This window comes from Polaromonas sp. (assembly GCF_012927455.1).
Classification (GTDB): domain Bacteria; phylum Pseudomonadota; class Gammaproteobacteria; order Burkholderiales; family Burkholderiaceae_C; genus Polaromonas.
In genome coordinates this window covers 320,675-338,766 of sequence record NZ_JABBPE010000015.1, presented here as the reverse complement: position 1 = coordinate 338,766, position 18,092 = coordinate 320,675, and the positions used below count along the sequence as shown (strand labels likewise).

At 61.4% G+C, this 18,092-nt stretch carries 15 protein-coding genes and 1 pseudogene; 4 read left to right on the top strand and 12 right to left on the bottom strand.

Annotation, left to right across the window (positions count from 1 at the left end):
* Positions 1 to 11 precede the first annotated feature (11 nt).
* The 8 genes from HHJ18_RS13770 to HHJ18_RS13740 all read right to left on the bottom strand — a co-directional run bounded on the left by HHJ18_RS13770 (position 12) and on the right by HHJ18_RS13740 (position 7,183).
* Complete coding sequence (locus HHJ18_RS13770; RefSeq protein WP_296916150.1) at positions 12 to 1,595, bottom strand: DHA2 family efflux MFS transporter permease subunit; 1,584 nt, start codon at positions 1,593 to 1,595, stop codon at positions 12 to 14.
* Positions 1,596 to 1,676: 81 nt separating this feature from the next.
* Positions 1,677 to 3,008 (bottom strand): efflux RND transporter periplasmic adaptor subunit, encoded by a 1,332-nt coding sequence (locus HHJ18_RS13765; RefSeq protein ID WP_296916148.1) that lies wholly within the window; start codon positions 3,006 to 3,008, stop codon positions 1,677 to 1,679.
* A gap of 84 nt (positions 3,009 to 3,092) precedes the next feature.
* Positions 3,093 to 4,598 (bottom strand): efflux transporter outer membrane subunit, encoded by a 1,506-nt coding sequence (locus HHJ18_RS13760; protein WP_296916620.1) that lies wholly within the window; start codon positions 4,596 to 4,598, stop codon positions 3,093 to 3,095.
* Positions 4,599 to 4,707: 109 nt separating this feature from the next.
* Positions 4,708 to 5,250 (bottom strand): MarR family winged helix-turn-helix transcriptional regulator, encoded by a 543-nt coding sequence (locus tag HHJ18_RS13755; RefSeq protein WP_296916146.1) that lies wholly within the window; start codon positions 5,248 to 5,250, stop codon positions 4,708 to 4,710.
* A gap of 650 nt (positions 5,251 to 5,900) precedes the next feature.
* Complete coding sequence (locus HHJ18_RS13750) at positions 5,901 to 6,032, bottom strand: hypothetical protein (RefSeq protein ID WP_296916144.1); 132 nt, start codon at positions 6,030 to 6,032, stop codon at positions 5,901 to 5,903.
* Complete coding sequence (locus HHJ18_RS20990) at positions 6,022 to 6,186, bottom strand: BrnT family toxin (RefSeq protein ID WP_366558841.1); 165 nt, start codon at positions 6,184 to 6,186, stop codon at positions 6,022 to 6,024. Before HHJ18_RS20990 ends, HHJ18_RS13750 begins: the two co-directional genes overlap by 11 nt.
* A gap of 180 nt (positions 6,187 to 6,366) precedes the next feature.
* On the bottom strand, positions 6,367 to 6,681 hold the full coding sequence (locus HHJ18_RS13745) for a YdhR family protein (protein WP_296916142.1): 315 nt from the start codon (positions 6,679 to 6,681) through the stop codon (positions 6,367 to 6,369).
* 100 nt (positions 6,682 to 6,781) lie between these two features.
* Positions 6,782 to 7,183 (bottom strand): nuclear transport factor 2 family protein, encoded by a 402-nt coding sequence (locus HHJ18_RS13740; RefSeq protein WP_296916140.1) that lies wholly within the window; start codon positions 7,181 to 7,183, stop codon positions 6,782 to 6,784.
* 1,007 nt (positions 7,184 to 8,190) lie between these two features.
* Here HHJ18_RS13740 and HHJ18_RS13735 point away from each other — a divergent pair.
* The 4 genes and pseudogenes from HHJ18_RS13735 (at position 8,191) to HHJ18_RS13720 (ending at position 14,779) form a co-directional block, all read left to right on the top strand.
* Complete coding sequence (locus HHJ18_RS13735) at positions 8,191 to 9,993, top strand: ABC transporter transmembrane domain-containing protein (RefSeq protein ID WP_296916138.1); 1,803 nt, start codon at positions 8,191 to 8,193, stop codon at positions 9,991 to 9,993.
* Positions 9,994 to 10,192: 199 nt separating this feature from the next.
* The gene (locus HHJ18_RS13730; RefSeq protein ID WP_296916136.1) at positions 10,193 to 11,146 is read left to right on the top strand and encodes a chemotaxis protein; all 954 of its coding nucleotides are present in this window, start codon (positions 10,193 to 10,195) and stop codon (positions 11,144 to 11,146) included.
* 7 nt (positions 11,147 to 11,153) lie between these two features.
* Positions 11,154 to 11,264, top strand: a pseudogene (locus HHJ18_RS13725) (hypothetical protein); the annotation flags it as partial.
* Between the two features lie 536 nt (positions 11,265 to 11,800).
* Positions 11,801 to 14,779: a beta-propeller fold lactonase family protein gene (locus HHJ18_RS13720; protein WP_296916134.1), complete on the top strand. Its 2,979-nt coding sequence runs from the start codon at positions 11,801 to 11,803 to the stop codon at positions 14,777 to 14,779.
* 322 nt (positions 14,780 to 15,101) lie between these two features.
* Here HHJ18_RS13720 and HHJ18_RS13715 read toward each other — a convergent pair whose 3' ends face one another.
* Genes HHJ18_RS13715 through nuoN form a run of 4 tightly spaced genes read right to left on the bottom strand, consistent with a single transcriptional unit; the run spans position 15,102 to position 18,086 of the window.
* On the bottom strand, positions 15,102 to 15,638 hold the full coding sequence (locus HHJ18_RS13715) for a DUF1178 family protein (protein ID WP_296916133.1): 537 nt from the start codon (positions 15,636 to 15,638) through the stop codon (positions 15,102 to 15,104).
* Between the two features lie 21 nt (positions 15,639 to 15,659).
* Positions 15,660 to 16,274: an NUDIX hydrolase gene (locus HHJ18_RS13710; protein ID WP_296916131.1), complete on the bottom strand. Its 615-nt coding sequence runs from the start codon at positions 16,272 to 16,274 to the stop codon at positions 15,660 to 15,662.
* Positions 16,271 to 16,573 carry a DUF2818 family protein gene (locus HHJ18_RS13705; protein WP_296916129.1) on the bottom strand — a complete coding sequence of 101 codons (303 nt, stop codon included), beginning with the start codon at positions 16,571 to 16,573 and terminating at the stop codon, positions 16,271 to 16,273. Before HHJ18_RS13705 ends, HHJ18_RS13710 begins: the two co-directional genes overlap by 4 nt.
* 10 nt (positions 16,574 to 16,583) lie before the next feature.
* The gene (nuoN, locus tag HHJ18_RS13700) at positions 16,584 to 18,086 is read right to left on the bottom strand and encodes an NADH-quinone oxidoreductase subunit NuoN (protein WP_296916128.1); all 1,503 of its coding nucleotides are present in this window, start codon (positions 18,084 to 18,086) and stop codon (positions 16,584 to 16,586) included.
* Positions 18,087 to 18,092: the final 6 nt, after the last annotated feature.

Here is an 18,092-nt window from a genome sequence, read left to right as displayed (position 1 = left end):
AGGCTGCGCGCTCAATGCGCCCCGGCCGCCGCATCAGCACGGCCCGCCCCGGCTTTACCATGCCGGGTCAAAAACACCAGCGGAATCAGCAGCAGAAAAATCAGCGCCGACACATAAAACACATCCGACGCGGCCAGCATGTAGGCCTGCTGATCCACCAGCCGGTTGATGCTTCCGAGCGCCTGCTCAGGCGTCAGCCCGGCGCTGGCCAGGCCCGACAGCGCGCTGGTGGTGGCGCTGCTGCCCAGGTTAACGGATTCACTGAGGTGCGCATGGTGCATGGCGGCGCGGTCTTGCCACACCGTGGTGGCAATCGAGGTACCGAAAGAACCGGCGACGATGCGCACGAAATTGGACAGGCCAGAGGCCGCCGGAATCCTCTCGGGTGAGATGCCCGACAGCGTGATGGTGACCAGCGGAATAAAAAAGAAGGCCATGGCCACGCCCTGGATGATGGTGGGAATCAAGATGGTGCCAAAGTCGGCCTGCGTGTTGAAGTTGGAGCGCATCCACAGCACCAGCGCAAACACCACAAAGGCAAAAGCGGCAAAACGGCGCGGGTCAACCTTGCCGATGCTTTTTCCGACCACCGGCGACAGCAGCAAGGCCATGGCACCGACCGGCGCCAGCACCATGCCGGCCTGCGTGGCGGTGTAACCCATGTACTGCTGCAACCACAGCGGCAGCAGCACCACGTTGCCGAAAAACAGGCCGTAGCCCACCGACAGCGCGAGTGCGCCGGCCCAGAAGTTGCGGCGTTTGAACAGCGTGAGATCGACCACCGGGTGCTCTTCGGTGAGCTCCCAGATGACAAAGGCAATCAACCCCACCAGCGCAACAATACCGAGCGCCACCACTTCACCGGAGTGAAACCAGTCCAGTTCCTTGCCCTTGTCGAGCATGATCTGCAGCGCGCCAACCCAGAGCACCAGCAGCGCCAAACCGATCGAGTCAATCGGCAGTTTTTTGGTCTGGCTTTCACGTTTCCTGAAAATACTCCAGGTGATGAAGGCTGCACCAAAACCCACCGGAATGTTGATGTAAAAAATCCATGGCCACGAGATGTTGTCGGTGATCCAGCCGCCCAGCAGCGGCCCCATCACCGGCGCCACCAGCGTGGTCATGGACCACAGCGCCATCGCCAGCCCAGCCAACGCCTTCGGGTAACTCGACAGCAGCAGCGCCTGCGACAGCGGAATCATCGGCCCTGCCACCAGCCCCTGCAGCACGCGAAAGAAGATCAGCGTGGTCATATTGGGCGCCAGGCCGCACAGCCATGAGGTGATGACAAACAAGATGATGCTGGCCATGAACAGGCGCACCTGGCCGAAGCGCTCTGACAGCCAGCCGGTCAGCGGCACGGCAATCGCGTTGGCCACGCCAAAACTGGTGATGACCCAGGTGCCCTGGTTCGGGCTGACGCCCAGGTCACCGGCAATGGCCGGCAGCGAGACATTGGCGATTGACGTGTCGAGCACGTTCATGAAGGTGGCGGCCGACAGCGCCAGCGTGCCCCACAGGCGAGCCGAGCCGCTCAGCGGTGGCAGGTGGACATAGGCCGGCGGCGATGAGGTGGATGCAGGTTCGGAAGCCATGAAAGTCCTGGAAAAATAGCGCGGGAAAACTACAGCGATCGACAGCAATCGACAGCGAACAATTGCGATAGCGCGGCCGCTTTAGTGCACCTGCGCGACGCTACTGCTGACCGCGAGGGCGCTCGCCTTGACGGCCGCTTTTTCAGTTGTCTTGGTGGCTGCTTTGGTTTTTCCGTCATTGGCGGCAATCACGCGCCGCACATCGGCGTTGGCGGCATCCTCTGACGCAGCAATAGCCGGGGCAGGCGCCAGTGCGGCTGCGTTCGGTGCATCGGCCAGGGTCTTGCCGTCTTGCTTGCTCACGTCGACTTCCGCTTCCATCGACAAGCCCACACGCAGCGGCTTGTCGGCCAGTTGCGCGGCGTCCAGCGCAATACGCACCGGCACGCGCTGCACCACCTTGATCCAGTTGCCGGTGGCGTTTTGCGCCGGCAGCAGCGAAAAGGCGGCGCCCGTTCCAGCGCCCAGGCCGGTCACCGTGCCGTGGTATTCCACCTTCTTGCCGTACAGGTCAGCCACCAGTCTTGCGGGCTGGCCGATACGGATATGGCGCAGCTGCACTTCCTTGAAGTTGGCATCGACCCAGACCTGCCTGAGCGGGATGATGGACATCAGCGGCGTGCCGGCGGCGACGCGCTGGCCCAGCTGCACCGTGCGCTTGGCCACATAGCCATCGACCGGCGCTGTCAGCGCGGCCCGCTGCGTTGCCAGAAAGGCCTCGCGCACCTTGGCTGCGGCCATCTGCACGCTGGGGTGCTGCTCGATACTGGTGCCTTCGGTCAGCGCCTGGTTGCTGGTGAGCTGCTCGCGCGCGGCCAGCACACCGGCCTGCGCGGCGGCCAGCGCGCTGTTGGCGTTGGCCAGCTGGCTTTGCGCATGCTTGAGTTCTTCCTGGGACACGGCACCGTTGCCGCTGAGCGACTGGCGCCGCTTCAGGTCGTCGGCCGCCCGGGCAATGTCGCTTTGCGCCTTGACCACGTCGGCAGCGCGCAACGTAATTTGCGCCGCCAGCGTGCCGTTGTTGGCATACAGCGTGCGCACCTGGCGCACTGCCTGCGCCAGCGCCGCTTCGGCCTGATCGAGTGCCACCCGGGCGTCGGCCGGATCGAGCTGCACCAGCGCCTGGCCGGCTTTCACGAAATCGGTGTCGTCGGCCAGGATGGCCATGACCGTTCCGCCGATTTGCGGCGTGATCTGGATCACATGGCCCTGCACGTAGGCGTTGTCGGTCGACTCGTAGTGGCTGGCGACCAGGTACTCGTAAATCGCCCAGCCCAGACCGGCCACCACGACAACACTGGCCAACAAAGTGAGGGCCTTTTTGCGCCTGGGGTTGCCGGCTGGCGGGCGCGCTGGCGCGGCGGCAGGATTAGTAGCTGTGGAAGTGTTGGAGGGAGTGGATTCTGGATTCATGGTGTTTGATTGATTGGTGGCTTGCGCCATAGCGGGTGCAACGGGTGCAGCGCCCATTTATGGGATAAATAGGTCTCTAGCCCATTAAGGACGGGCGCCAGCAGCTATTATTTTGATAGCATTTTCAGACCGCGCCGAAGTTTGCGCTGCGCTGGATTCAGGCGCGTAGCCGCCACCGAGCGCTCGTATCAGCGCGACCTGCGTATCCAGCGCACGGCCCGCCAGGTCAACCGCCAGGCGGCGCTGCGCCAGCACGCTGGTCTCGGCCGTCAGCACATTCAGATAAGTGCCCAGTCCGGCCTTGTAGCGCTGCACGGCGATTTCATAAGCGCCCTCTGCAGATTCCTGTGCGGCGCGCTGCTCGGTCTGCTGGCGGGCTATCGCTTGCGAGGAAGCCACTTGGTCGGCCACATCGCGCACCGCGTCAATCACCGCGGCGTTGTAGCTTTCGACTGCGGCATCCAGGTCGGCGGTTTTGCCGCGCAAATTGGCGCGCAGCCGGCCCGCATCAAAAATCGGCAGGCGCAGCGCCGGGCCGACGCCCCACTGCTGGCTGCCCGCGTCAAGCAAGCGGCCCAGGCCTATGCTGGAAAAACCGGCGAAGGCGACCAAATTGATGTTGGGGTAAAACTGCGTTTTGGCATTGACCACATCCTTGGACGAGGCTTCGACGCGCCAACGCGCGGCTGCAATGTCGGCGCGGCGGCCCAGCAGGTCGGCGGGGATATTCGCCGCCACTGCTACGTTTTTAATAGCTTCTTGCGCAGGTACCACCTGGGCTACAGCACTGTTTGGCTTCCCAATCAGGGCGGCCAGCGCGTTCCGCGTGAGCGCCAGCTGTTCTTGCACGGTTTCGAGTTGCAGGCGCGCCTCGGGCAGACCGCCTTCGCTTTGGCGCAGTTCCAGCCGCGTATCCAGCCCCGCGTTGACACGGTCTTGCACCAGCTTGAGCGCCTCGGTGCGCTGCGCCAGGGTGCGGCGCGCAACGCCAGCCTGTTCGTTCAGCCGTACCAGCTGAAAGTAGCTGCGCGTCACGTTGCTGGCCAGCAGCAGGCGCGCCGCCTGCGCATCGGCCTCGGCGGCTTTGACGCTGCCCAGGGCGGCATCGAGTGCAGCGCGGTTTTTGCCGAAGAAATCAAGCTCCCAGCTGGCGCTGAGCTGCGCCGTGCCGCTTTCGCGGATGGCGCCGGCCAGCGGCGGCGGTACCGCGCCATTGGCAGTGTAGCGCTGGCGCGTCAGGTCAAGCTGGCCATTGAGCTGCGGCCGGGTGGCCGCATCAGCCACTTCGGTGACAGCTTGCGCGCGGGCCAGCCGCGCCTGTGCCAGCTTCAGACTGGGGTTGGCCTGCAACGCCTGGGCCACCAGCGCATTAAGCGGCTCGTCGCCGAAATCGCGCCACCATTCGGCAGCGACCGGCGCCTGGGCGTTAACGGAAGAAGAAGCAGACGCCGCAGACGGGGCCGCCAAGCCCAGCGAAGCGCCATCGCGCAGGCTGGCCTTCGGGCTGATGCCCGACATGTCAGCACAGCCGCTGAGGCCAGTGGCCATCAGCCCCGCAGCCGCCAGACCGGCAGCCGCAACGAGAGCCATGCGGAACGAGGCGCGCCACATCGGCAGCGGCTTGGGGCTGTACCCAAGCGCGGCAATTTGAACGTTTTGGACTTCTTGAACGTCTGCCAGGCCGGCAAGGGTATTGGGTTTATTTTTCATTTTTCTCTACCGAGGCTTGCAGGGTCTGCGCCGTATTGAGGATGCGGCGCAGGTAGCCCTGGAGGGTCTGCCATTCTTCGACCGAGAAGCCCGCCAGATGGGCGTTCTGCACATGGCAGAGGATTTTAGGAATCTCTTTGGCGGCAACGCGCCCGGCGTCCGTCAGTTCGATATTGACCACGCGCCTGTCGTCCGAAGAACGGACACGGCGGCACAGCTGCTTGGCCTCCAGGCGGTCCAGTAAACGGGTCATCGAGCCCGCGTCCAGATCGCATTCACGCGCCAGCTCGGCCACCGTCGAGGCGCAGCCCATGTGCAGCTTCAGCAGCGGCACCCACTGCGCGTTGGTCAGCCCGGCCGGTTCAAGTTCACGCTCAATGCCGTGCCCCACCAGCGAGATGATGCGGCGCATCAGGTAGCCGACGCTGTTTTCAGGCTTGTAGCCTTGCGCACGGTAAAACTCGACCAACGAACATGACGTCGCGCTGGTGGAAGGGTCGGAATCGCTTTTGGGTGGGGTGCTAATAGCCATGAAGCAGATATTAACTGCTTAGGCAATTATTGTCAAAGCTATCTTTGCAGAGGCAACCTAATTGCCGAGTTCAGTTGATGGCTGCATGCCCATCCCTGCATCTTCAGTTTTGCCGCCGAGCTTTGGAAACGTTGAACAGCGCGCCATCAAGAACCATCCGCAAGAGCGGACGCTTCGACGATGTTTGAAAAGCCACTTCAGCGCCTTTGCCTTTGATACGCAACAGGCCTACGCTTACCCCCAGGGGCCAAGGCGACCCCGGCTGCGGCGCCTAGACCAGCGCGAAATGAGCAGCACCATGTCTTGCCCCCGTCCGTGAGGATGAGCACCAACGACGCCACGATGAACAGAAACCATGAGAAGTCGACCATGGCAACTTCAGGGGAAGTTTAAGTTTTAAGGTCGCATTTGAGGCAGGCGTCGCTTTGCCCGCATGCGATTGTTTTTGGAATTGGTGCTCAAGCACGCGCAGCGTCAACGCTGGAGTTTGACTCAGCCGCCAGGGCTTCCGTGAAGTTCAGCGGCGCGGTGCCGGCGCGCGCCGCTGGAACGGCAAGTTGGACGCGGTCTCTTCGAGGCGCTCAGCAAGCCAAACCTTGATCACGGATTGCCGTGTGCCCCCCATCTTGCTAGCTTCGCGATCTAAAGAATCAATCATCCACGTTGGAAAATCGACATTCACGCGCTTTTGCTCTTGCAAAACGCGCTTGGCTTTGGATAAATCCAACGATGCAGAGGTCGACACCCTGGTCAAACTGCTGCTCGAAATTTTTAGCTTTCATATATGGCCGCCTCGTCTGTGGGTGCGCGACGAACGGATATCAATCGAATAGTTGTGCCTTGGTAAGTAATGACGGCTGACCAATGCCTCCTATCGATAAGACCAATCACCAAATATCGAGGTTCGTCCTCTGTTTTCGCCGGTATTTCCAGCAGCAGCGGGTCATTTCAGAGACGCTGCGCTCCCACGAAGTCAATGCTGTGCTTTGCACTGCCGTTGATCCGGGCTTGTCCAATAACCGGTTCAGATCGCGGCTGCGCTTTGCTTGCGCGATCTAACCTTATTCGTTAGGCGTCTGTGTTGGTGCTGTGAGCAGCCGCACGTAAATATCCAAGCTACTCATCCGAGAGAATTTCGTGCGTAAGGTTGTCAACCACGACGGGGCTGTCAAAGTAAGTGACCGATGGATCTGTACCGTACTTCTCCCGTACGAAAACCCTCCAGCTCTCGGTGTACATCGCCTCAGCTTCAGCGCGGGAGTTCCAGAGATAGATTCCGCCGGCTGTATTCCCGTCTTCGGACAGGATATAGCACTTACGAAAAAGGCCCGCTACGCCCTGATATTTTGGAGCTGTGCTCAGGAAAATGCTTCGTGCCTCTTCCCGTGTGATCGACTTTGGCAACTGAAACGTGGTGATGGCGGTGATCATTCGGACTCTCTTTAAGGGGTAATGGTGACTGTGAGAGACACTAACATTCGCGTACAGCGGCTGCCGAAGCCCGACCGCTGGAACGCGGGGTTGGGCATTATCACGTTGACTTCGCTGGGGGCGTACGGTTCTTGCGGTAGGAATTTTTCAAGTGGATCTTGCCGTCTCTGAGAGTGAACAGATCACAGCCATGAACTTCGACCCGAGTTCCGTCCGCCCGTGTTCCCGTGAACGTCCACTCCGACACTCCCCTGTCGCCATGGACAAAATGCCGCGCGTTGCCCCAGTGGGCATCGGGAAAGACTGCCCAGACCTCCGCGAAGCCAGCTCGCACTGCCTCGCTGCCTACGTATTGGGTTCCGCAGACGTCAGCACCGGCGGAGGACTCGAAGATACAGTCCTCTGTCATGAACGACATGAGGGCATCGACATCGTGGCGATTCCAGGCGTCGGCAAAGGCCTGCAACAGCTCTGTGGTCACATCAGAAATCACCGTCTGCATGATTGGGCACCTCCATATAGCCTCTGCACTGGCTTGCAGTGTACTGACGCCCTGCAATCAGCGTATATCTGCCGCCGCGCTAAGTTTTCGTAAATCATCGATTGCCTTCTGCGGAAGATAAACCTTGTTGGGCTGAACCCCGGCGAGGCAGTCGATACGGGGATTGAAATCTTCAAGCCCTATTGACCAAACCAATTATGGATTGGTGCCTGCGCCGTTAGCAAGCCAAAGCTGAGCCGGCACAGGCAGGCGGGTCATTTTTTGGGTAGAGCCCTTCACCGGAGCGATCTGCATGAGCCGCATGGCGATTGACAGACGTTGCGCTGGCACCCTGGCCCGCCTGAGACTGCCGCGCAAACGCGCCGCAGCACGGCTGGGGTGTGATGGATGGGCTCGGCCAAAAACAGAAATCTGGCGGTGTCTGCCGGCACAACAAGCCCGCTGAATGCGTTGATGGAGTAGCGCCATAAGCCACATTTTTGCTATTCTTTTTATAGCTGCTTGCGCACGTTCTACTTGGGCTAACTGCCCTATTTTCCACTTTAGCTGTAGCTGCGCGCCGTTCCAAAAGTAACTTGTGTTGGGCTTTGCTGGGCGACTACTTCGCTTAGCCGGCAGCGCCAGGACGCGATCACCGATGTCGGGTTACGCTGCGCTAACGCGACCTACCTGGGAGACTTGGGACAACTGAGGCAGCTGAACCTCGGGCTTCGAGTGAACTGGTATGGCCGCGGTTGCGCCCCCCATTGGCAAACCCGCGAGTCAGCGGCTGTTTCTTTCATAATGACTGGACCCAATTCCCCCCGCTGTTCGTGAAAAACCGCCGGCGCCGCGCACTCCCGGCTCTTTCAATGATGTTTCTTATCACCCTTCAATCACCCTTTTGGTTGCTCCTTATTTGATAGCTTCTTGCACCCGTCCTTTAAGGGCTACAGGCATTTTTACACCCTAAACAGCCAAAATCGGGCTGTTCGTTCTTCGCTCCACGCAACCCTACCCTCCCCTCCATGCCCACTGATCGCGCCAAAGCCCAAAGCCCCAAGTCTCTTTCGGGGCTGCTGCCGTTTTTGCGGCCTTACCGGGGCCGCATTGCGCTGGCCATTCTGTTTCTGGTGCTGGCGGCAGTGGCCACGCTGATTTTCCCGCTGGCCTTGCGCAGCCTGATTGATGGCGGGCTGGTTAGCGGAGTTACAGCCGGGGGTGGCAGCGACGCGGCCAAGGGCACGCAGCTGATGGCGCTGCGCGAGCACTTTGTGACGTTGTTTGCGGTGGCGGTGGCGTTGGGCCTTTTTTCGGCGGGCCGGTTTTATCTGGTGAGCTGGCTCGGCGAGCGGGTGACCGCTGACCTGCGCAACGCGGTGTATGCGCATGTGCTCAAGCAGAGCCCGGAGTTTTTTGAAACGACGCAGACCGGCGAGGTGCTGTCGCGCCTGACGACGGACACCACGCTGGTGCAGGCGGTTGTGGGCTCGTCGCTGAGCATGGGCCTGCGTAACGCGGTGATGGGCGTGGGCGCGCTGGCCATGCTGGTCTGGACCAACCCTTATGTGATGGTGCAGGTGCTGGGGATTTTGGTGCTGATCGTGCTGCCCAGCCTGTGGTTTGGGCGGCGCGTGCGAAAGCTGTCGCGCGCCAGCCAGGACCGAGTGGCCGACTCCAGCGCGATTGCCGCCGAAGTGCTGAACGCCATTCCGGTGGTGCAAAGCTATACCGCCGAGGCGCGCGAGTCTGCCCGCTTTGACCTGTCGACAGGCAGCGCCTTCAAGGTAGCGGTGCGGCGCACGCGGGCGCGTTCGGTGCTGGTGGCCTTCATCATCATTGCCACGTCGGGTGCGCTGCTGTGGGGGCTGTACCAGGGCACGCAGGCGGTCATGCGCGGCGACATCACGGCCGGTCACCTGGGGCAGACGGTGGTTTACGTGATTATTCTGGCGAGCGCGTTTGCGGTGCTGGGCGAGGTGTACGGTGACTTGCTGCGGGCGGCCGGCGCCACCGAAAGGCTGATGGAGCTGCTGGGCAGCCGCTCGCCTGTAGTTTCACCCTCAAATCCGGCTGTAGCCCCCGTCATACGGGCGGGAAGCGCTATCGATTTAGAAGCAGTGACGTTTCACTACCCATCGCGCCCGGCGCAAGCCGCGTTGAGCAATTTCAGCATGCGCGTGGCGCCCGGTGAAACTGTCGCGATTGTGGGCCCTAGCGGTGCCGGCAAGAGCACGGTGTTTCAGCTGCTGCTGCGCTTTTACGATCCGGCCGCTGGCCGCATCGAGCTGGACGGCGTTACTACGCGCGAAATGGCGCTGACCGACTTGCGCCAGCGCATAGGCATCGTGCCGCAGGACGCGGTGATTTTCTCGACCAGCGCGCTGGAAAACATCCGCTACGGCAAGCCTGGCGCCAGTGACGAGGAAGTGAAGGCTGCGGCACAAGCGGCGTTTGCGCACGAGTTCATCACCGCTCTGCCCGAGGGCTACGCCACTTTTCTGGGCGAGCGCGGCGTACGCCTGTCGGGTGGCCAGCGCCAGCGCATTGCGATTGCGCGGGCGATGCTGAAAAACCCGCCGCTGCTGCTGCTGGACGAAGCCACCAGCGCGCTGGACGCCGAGAGCGAACGCATGGTGCAGGCGGCGCTGGAGTCGGCCATGAAAGGCCGCACCACGCTGGTGATTGCCCACAGGCTGGCGACCGTGCAGCAAGCCGACCGCATCCTGGTGCTGGACCACGGCCGGCTGGTGGAAGAAGGCAACCACGCCGAGCTGGTGCGCCAGGGCGGCATTTACGCGCGGCTGGCGGCACTGCAGTTCAACGCCTGACCGGCCCGCCCCCTGCGGCAGGACCAGGCAGGCGGAACCCCCAGTCCTTAGCATAAAACGGCCCCCAAGTTAAGACGGATGTGCGCAGGATTGGAGCCACTCATGACGGCATCCGCGCGGCTTGATCGAGTTAAATTGCCAGATGTATGCGCGGTCGGCATGCGTCAACCCATTCACCATTAGCAAGAGGCAAGCATCCATGAAACCGGCGCTTCAAGAAATTGACGAACGCACCAACCTGACGTCAAGCAACCAGTTCGAATTGTTGCTGTTCCGGCTGGGGGAAGCTGCAAACTCTGGAAACCGGGAGCTGTTCGGCATCAATGTGTTCAAGGTGCGTGAAATCCTGGTCATGCCGCCCATCACCAGCATGGCCAATGCATCTGCCCATGTGATGGGCGTGGCCAACGTGCGCGGCCAGATCATCCCGGTCATCAACCTGTCGTCGGTGGTCGGCTGCAAACCCAGCAATGGCCTGGCCATCCTGCTGGTCACCGAGTTCGCGCGCAGCACCCAGGCCTTTGCCGTTGAGGAAGTTAGTGAAATCGTGCGCGTCGAATGGGAGCAGGTGCTGTCGGCCGAAGGTCATGGCGGCGGGCTGGTCACCAGCATTGCCCGGCTTGACGGCGCTGCAGAAAACACCCGGCTGGCCCAGGTGCTCGATGTCGAACAGATATTGCGCGACGTGATGCCCGCGCAAAACCAGATGACCACCATCGGCTCGGGTATCCAGGTTAGCCTGCCTGCGGGCACCGTGGTGCTGGCGGCCGACGACTCCGCCCTGGCCCGCTCGATGATCGAGGAAGGGCTCAAGTCCATGGGCGTGCCCTTCATCATGACCCGGACCGGCAAGGAGGCCTGGGAGCGGCTACAGGCCATTTCCGACGAGGCGGTGGCCGAAGGCAAGACGGTGCGCGACAAAGTGGCGTTGATCCTCACCGATCTGGAGATGCCCGAAATGGACGGATTTACCCTGACGCGAAACATCAAGGGCGACGCACGTTTCAAAACCCTGCCCGTCGTCATCCACTCGTCATTGACCGGTGCGGCCAATGAAAACCACGTCAAGAGCGTGGGGGCCGACGCCTACATCGCCAAATTTGCCGCCGATGAACTGGCCGCCGTCCTGACGGAAGTGTTGTCACGCCGCTAGCCCCGCGATCATGGAAGGCGCCAATGGCCCGACCACGCCCGCAGCCGTCGACATTTTGAAGGAGCGCAATGTCCTGGTGCTGCCCGACGTGATCGCTAACGCCGCCGGCGTGACCGTTCCCAAGATTGCTGGCCAGCGAAGCCTCGATCACCGGCGCTGCTGAGAGTTTCAAGCTCTTTTCGCCGGGGCCGGCTTCCTGAAGGCGTTAGTAGCTATCACTTTTATAGCATGTAAGCCTGCTTGAAAACCGCTGGAATTTACATCGGCAGCGGTGACGGGTTCGGCTGAGGTGGGCCAAGTGCATCAGCGACGTCTTGAGGAAATCTGTTTTTTCACGCACTTGGCAGCTGCGCTTCTTGTAATTTTTGGTAATTTATAACGCGCCACGCCTTGCTGGCAGCGTGCCACTTGCAACGGCACTTTCTGCACGCGCGCCTCCCGCAGGAGGCTGTCTTTCAGCGACAAGCCGACACCCACTGGCGTTGGTCTCAAATGCCCAGCCATCATCCTCCTCGCTCCACACAAGTCACGCGACTGACATCTCGCCCTCCTAATCTGCGATGACCGCTTGTCGTGGCATCACAGCGGTGCCGCTTCGTTCCCATATCGGCTGCGTTTTGGCATTCTTGCCTCAACTTCGTAGGAGTGATTTGTATGGATTCCAAACTCAATGTTCGCGGCGATGTGCCGCTTCAGCGCGGGGTACTTTCGCTGTTGTGCGCCAGCGGCTTTTTGCTTGCACCTGTCGCCAGCCTTGCCAACGAGGCCGAATTCAACCGCTACCAGGGCAACCTGGTCAAGGGCGAGAGCATTCCAACAGGTGTCGAGATCACGCCAGCGCTGGCCCGTGGCGCGCTGTTCCAGCCCTTGAACCCTGACCTTGCGAGCCGCCCCGATTTCGTCGCAGGCCAGGCGGTCACCAGCGTGACCAGCCCCGACGGCAAGACCTTGCTGGTGCTGACGAGCGGCTACAACCGCAACAACGATGTGGCCGGCAAGCGCATCGCGGCCGAGTCCAACGAATACGTCTTCGTCTACGACATCTCAGGCCAGACCCCGGTGAAGCGCCAGGTGCTGCAGGTGCCCAACACCTTCGTCGGCATGGCCTGGAACCCGAACGGCAAGGAGTTCTATGTCTCCGGCGGCCGCGACGACAACGTCCACATTTACGCCCAGGCAGGCGGTGCATGGGCCGAAGTGGCCGCCGTGGCACTGGGGCATGCCTCCACAGGCGCCGGCAACCTTGGCGGCCTGTCGATCAACAACCGGCCCAACGCTGCGGGCCTTGCCGTCAACGCCGCCGGCACGCGCCTGGTCGTCGCCAACCATGAGAACGACAGCATCAGCGTGGTCGACCTCACCACACGCACCAAGCTGGCCGAGCTTGACTTGCGTCCCGGCAAGATCAACTCCGCAGACCGCGGCAAGCCGGGCGGTTCCTATCCATTCTGGGTCGCGATCCAGGGCAACAGCAAAGCCTACGTGACCAGCCAACGCGACCGTGAGGTGGTGGCCATCGATATCGATCGCCTCGCAGTGCTGCGCCGCATCCGCGTTGGTGGGCAGCCTAATAAGGCGCTGCTGAACAAGGACCAGAGCCTGCTGTTCGTGGCCAACGGCAACACCGACACCGTGTCAACCATAGACACCGCCTCGGACAAGGTGGTCGCGGAGTTCGCGACGACCGCGCCCAAGGACGTGTTTGAAAACCCGAAGCGCCTCAAGGGCAGCAACCCGAACAGCCTGGCGTTGACCCCGGACGAGCGCTTTCTGCTGGTCACCAACGGCGGCTCCAATTCGGTTGCCGTGATCAAGCTGGCGAAGGACAAAGAAGACAAAGAGGAAAAAGATAAAGACGACAGTGAAAAGCTTGCTGATGGCCGCGCCGAGCGCAGCAAGGTGCGCAATCGCGTGGTCGGCCTGATCCCGACCGGCCGCTACCCGAACTCAGTGAGCCTGAGCCGCGACGGCGCCAGAGTCTACGTCGTCAACGGCAAAAGCAATGCCGGGCCCAACCCGGCTGCATGCCGCGATTCCAACTCGATTGCAGCCGGCTCACAAAACAACTGTAACGCCGCCAATCAGTACGTCTGGCAGCAAACCAAGGCGGGCTTCTTGTCCATTCCCATGCCATCCGGCGCTGAACTGGCGAGCCTGACCTGGCAGGTGGCCAAGAACAATTACTTTCCAAAAACCGTCGGCGGCGACCGCAATGAAGCAAAGCTGGCTCGCATGCGCGGCCAGATCAAGCATGTGATCTACGTCATCAAGGAAAACCGCACCTACGACCAGGTGCTGGGTGACCTGCCTAAGGGCAACGGCGACCCGCGGCTGGCGGTTTTCGGCGCTGCGACAACGCCGAACCACCACCGGCTGGCGAGCAACTTCGTGACGCTGGACAACTTTCTCGACAGCGGTGAAGTCAGCGGTGACGGCTGGAACTGGACCACCGCCGGACGCACCACTGACTACACCGAAAAGACGGTGCCGGTGGCCTACGGTGGCCGCCGGAGTTTTACCTATGACTGGGAAGGCGATAACCGCAACATCAACGTCGGCCTGCCCACGCTGGCCGAGCGACTGGCACTTAATCCCGCGCTGCCAAACGATGCGGACCTGCTGCCCGGCACGGCCGACGTGGCTGCGCCCGACGTGGAAGGCGCCGCGGGCTTGGGCTACCTGTGGGACGGCGCGCTGCGCGCCGGCCTCACCGTGCGCAACTACGGCATCTATGTGGACAACATCAACGCCGTGACGGCCACGCCGTTTGCGGACGGTGTGAAGCAAGCCGTGCCGACCAAGGCTGGTCTGCGCGACAACACCGACCTGTTCTTCCGCGGCTACGACCAGGACAATGCCGACTTCTATCTGTTCAAGGAGTGGGAACGCGAGTTCGATCAGTACGCAGCCCATGGGAAGCTGCCGAATCTTTCCTTTGTGCGTTTCCCGCACGACCACTTCGGTAATTTCGGCACGGCGAAGTTCGGTGTGAACACGCCCGACACGCAGATGGCCGACAACGACTACGCGGTCGGCCTGCTGGTAGAGAAAGTGGCTAACAGCCGCTTCAAGGACGACACGCTGATCGTGGTGATTGAAGACGACGCCCAGAACGGGCCGGACCACGTGGACGCGCACCGCAGCATCGTCTTCTTCGCGGGGCCGTTCGTGAAACAGGGCGGTGCGGTTGTCTCCAAACGCTACACCACGGTCAACGCGGTGCGCACCATCCAGAGCGTGCTCGGCATCACACCCATGGGTATTACCGACGGCCTGGCCGAACCGATGCTGGACGTGTTTGACGATGTGGCGCGCCCCTGGACCTATCGGGCCATCGTGCCCGAAGTGCTGCGCACGACGCAACTGCCGCTGCCCACCCGGACCGCCGAGAACAGCCTGCCGCTGACCAAATCAGTGGTGGCCCATTCCAGGCCGCGCGGCGACGCCAACTACTGGGTCAAGGCCATGGCGGGGCAGAACTTCGAGCGTGAAGACGCGCTGGACGAGCCGCGCTACAACCGCGCACTGTGGAAGGGCCTCAACGGCACGCCCTATCCGGCCGTTCGCCATGGGCGCGACCTGAGTACGCGGCGCGACTCGCTTTTGAATGGGAATATTCCGTTGCTTAAATAGGCTTGATCGGATCGGTGCTGCCCGGCTCTATCGACGGGCGGCATCGAGGCAGCAAACCACCTACTCCTGTTTTAATAGCTGCTAGCGCCCGTATCTATTGGGCTGGCAGCCGTTTTAATGCTGAGGAATGGTCGTTTCACGCCTTGTCGGCTGGACCGGTGAGCTGTTGATTGGCTGATCTTGCGCCCCCAACGACAGCCGTCTTTCAGGTATAAAAGTCCTACAGCCCTTTATATACGTGCGTTAGTAGCTATCAAATTAATAGCGTCTTGGCGGCGTTTGGCCAGACGCAGGTAAATGGGCAGCAGACCCCAAGCGCGCCCTACTGCAGCGTCTCTTTCAGCGCCGCAGGCAGCGGCAAGGGCATCACATCAATGCCTTCCTCCAGCAGCTCCACAGCTTCCCGCGCACTGGCCTGGCCGCGAATGCTGCGCGCTCTCACCTCGCCGTAGTGCATGCGGCGCGCTTCCTGGGCGAACTGCTCCCCGACGTCTTCGGTGTGGGCCACCACATGGCGCAAGGCCTTGAGGAAGGCGGCCTGCGCGGCAGGGCTTGCGCCGGCCGGGTTGCCCGCCCCAGCATCGGTAGCGCGGTCTAAAGCGACAGCGCCCTTGGGCGCACCGGCCGGCGTGGATGACGTGGTTGGTGGCGACTCCTGGCTGCCGGTGCCGGGTGCGCCCTGGCTTTGCTGTGCGCCAAAATTGAGACGCGGCGCGCTGGGCATTTTGTAAATGCTTTTGTCGGCACACAACGGGCACTCGATCAGGCCGCGCGACAGTTGTGCCACAAAGTCGTCCTCGGACGCGAACCAGCCTTCAAACGAATGCTGCTGCGAACACTGGAGATTTAGGACTTTCATAGGCAGATTATCGCGAGGGCGCTACAGCGCAGCGGGCTGCCAATCCAATGTCCATACGCCTGACAACACGTTTTGCAGCCACAGCATGCCAGTCAGTGTCTTCGCGTCAGTCACCTGACCGTTAGCGCACCAGGCCAGCAACTCGGCCGGAGTGGCGGTGAACACGTCCAAAAATTCACCGTCGTCGAGCTTGCGCTGGCCCGGGGTCAGTCCACGCGCAAACCAAATGTCGATGAACTCGGTGGAGTAGGAAATTACCGGGTGCAGCACGCCGGCTTTGGCCCATTCGCGCGCGCTGTAACCGGTTTCTTCGCGCAGCTCTCGTTGCGCACAAGCCAGCGAAGTTTCGCCTGGGTCAAACTTGCCGGCCGGGAATTCAAGCATGACGGCCTGCATGGGATAACGGAATTGACGCTCCAGCACGAGGCGGCCGTCGTCTAGCAGCGCCACCACCATCACCGCTCCGGAGTGAACCACGTATTCGCGCGTGGCCAGGCTGCCGTCGGGCAGCTTGACGCTATCGCGCATTACTTGCAGAAAATGGCCTTTGAGAATTTCCTGGGAGCCTAGCGTGGTCTCGACCAGATGGGGATGATCTGGCTTGCTGGCCTCGTCCGGACCATGCGCGGGTTTCATGTGCGGTGCTTGAACAGATATCGGTAGGTAAAACCGGGAAAGGCAAAGGTCACGAAGAGTGCGCCAGTGATGGCGTAGAACTCCCAGCCCTGCGGCGCAATTTGTCCGTTGCGCTGCTCCAGGTACAGCCCGAATCCACCTGCCAGAAGATAGCCGGCGAAAAGCTCTGCCAGCCGCAACGCCAGGCTTTTAGGGGTGTTGAGCGCCAGCACCGCGAACAGGCGCTTGCTGAAAAAAGGCAGATTGGCCAGCAACAGGGCCAGCAGCACAACCAGCCAGACCGAAGCGGTTTGCGTCATGAAGGGAAAGCTAGCTGCCCAGAGACCGGACGATGCTGCTGATCGATTCTGCGCACAAGGTCATCAGGCCGCCGGGCATGATGCCCAGGATCAGGATCAGCGCGCCATTGATTGCCAACACGACCTTGGCATCGGCGGGGGCCGAGATTGGCTGGGCGTTGTGGCGCTGGGGCACATCGAAGTACATCACCTTGACCACGCGCAGGTAGTAGAAAGCGCCAATCAGCGACATCAATACGGCAAAAATGGCCAGCACCAGATAGCTGGTTTGCTGCGATGAAATGAGCGCCTGCAAGACGGCCAGCTTGGCATAAAAGCCCACCAGCGGCGGCAAGCCGCCCAGCGAAAACATGCAGATGGCCATCACGCCGGCATACAGCGGACTGCGCTGGTTCAGCCCGGCCAGATCGGCGATTTCCTCGGACTCGTGTCCGGCACGTGCCAGCAGCAAGATGATGCCGAACGCGCCCAGCGTGGTGAGCACGTAGGTAATGGCGTAAAACATGGAGGCGCTGTAGGCTGATTCCGTATTGATCTGGTTGCCGTTGACGACACCGGCCAGCAGGCCGAGCAGCAAAAAGCCCATTTGCGAAATCGTTGAAAACGCCAGCATGCGCTTGAGGTTGGTCTGGGCGACTGCGGCCAGGTTACCGATCAGCAGGGAACCGATGGCCAGCAGCGCCAGCATCTGCTGCCAGTCAATCGCCAGCGGCAGCAGGCCTTCGACCAGCAAGCGAATGCAGATGGCAAAGGCCGCGAGCTGCGGCGCGCCGCCTATCAGCAGCGTCACCGCTGTGGGCGCGCCCTGGTAAACGTCGGGCAGCCACATATGAAAAGGCACAGCGCCCAATTTGAAGGCCAGACCTGCAACGATGAACACCAGCCCAAATACCAGCACCTGATGATTGACTTGACGGCTGGCAATGGCGTTAAAGACTTCATTGAGGTCCAGCGACCCGGTCGCGCCGTACAGCATGGACAGTCCGTAAAGCAGAAAGCCCGAAGCCATGGCCCCCAACACAAAGTACTTCATGGCTGCCTCTGTAGCGGTCGCATGGTCGCGGCGCAAGGCCACCAGTGCGTAGCTGGACAGTGTCAGCAACTCCAGTCCCATATAAAGCACCAGGAAGTTGTGCCCCGAGATCATCACAAACATGCCGAGCAGGGCAAACAGGCTGAGCGTGAAATATTCGCCGCCGCGCAGCATGCCGCGATCAAAGGCGTAAGGCCGGCCGTAGACCAGCGTGACCATCAACGCGATGCAGGAAAAACACTTGAGCCAATTGCCCATGGGGTCGCTGACCACCATGTTGCCAAAACCGTAGAAGGTTTGGCCGCCCAGCGCGTAAACCGCTTCCATCACCGCCACCACGCCCAGCGTCAGCAAAGTCAGGGCATAGGTGCCGGTGCGGCGTGGCGATTTCACCCCAAGATCGGCCAACAAAATAATGCAAGCCATGGTGACGAGAAAGATATCGGGAAAAACCGCGACCCAACTGAGTTTGTCAATCATCTGAAT

Excerpts from the sequence above, each read along its gene's own strand:
- HHJ18_RS13770 (WP_296916150.1), bottom strand. The coding sequence starts at position 1,595 with ATGGCTTCCGAACCTGCATCCACCTCATCGCCGCCGGCCTATGTCCAC.
- HHJ18_RS13765 (WP_296916148.1), bottom strand. The coding sequence starts at position 3,008 with ATGAATCCAGAATCCACTCCCTCCAACACTTCCACAGCTACTAATCCT.
- HHJ18_RS13760 (WP_296916620.1), bottom strand. The coding sequence starts at position 4,598 with ATGGCTCTCGTTGCGGCTGCCGGTCTGGCGGCTGCGGGGCTGATGGCC.
- HHJ18_RS13755 (WP_296916146.1), bottom strand. The coding sequence starts at position 5,250 with ATGGCTATTAGCACCCCACCCAAAAGCGATTCCGACCCTTCCACCAGC.
- HHJ18_RS13750 (WP_296916144.1), bottom strand. The coding sequence starts at position 6,032 with ATGAAAGCTAAAAATTTCGAGCAGCAGTTTGACCAGGGTGTCGACCTC.
- HHJ18_RS13745 (WP_296916142.1), bottom strand. The coding sequence starts at position 6,681 with ATGATCACCGCCATCACCACGTTTCAGTTGCCAAAGTCGATCACACGG.
- HHJ18_RS13740 (WP_296916140.1), bottom strand. The coding sequence starts at position 7,183 with ATGCAGACGGTGATTTCTGATGTGACCACAGAGCTGTTGCAGGCCTTT.
- HHJ18_RS13735 (WP_296916138.1), top strand. The coding sequence starts at position 8,191 with ATGCCCACTGATCGCGCCAAAGCCCAAAGCCCCAAGTCTCTTTCGGGG.
- HHJ18_RS13730 (WP_296916136.1), top strand. The coding sequence starts at position 10,193 with ATGAAACCGGCGCTTCAAGAAATTGACGAACGCACCAACCTGACGTCA.
- HHJ18_RS13720 (WP_296916134.1), top strand. The coding sequence starts at position 11,801 with ATGGATTCCAAACTCAATGTTCGCGGCGATGTGCCGCTTCAGCGCGGG.
- HHJ18_RS13715 (WP_296916133.1), bottom strand. The coding sequence starts at position 15,638 with ATGAAAGTCCTAAATCTCCAGTGTTCGCAGCAGCATTCGTTTGAAGGC.
- HHJ18_RS13710 (WP_296916131.1), bottom strand. The coding sequence starts at position 16,274 with ATGAAACCCGCGCATGGTCCGGACGAGGCCAGCAAGCCAGATCATCCC.
- HHJ18_RS13705 (WP_296916129.1), bottom strand. The coding sequence starts at position 16,573 with ATGACGCAAACCGCTTCGGTCTGGCTGGTTGTGCTGCTGGCCCTGTTG.
- nuoN (WP_296916128.1), bottom strand. The coding sequence starts at position 18,086 with ATGATTGACAAACTCAGTTGGGTCGCGGTTTTTCCCGATATCTTTCTC.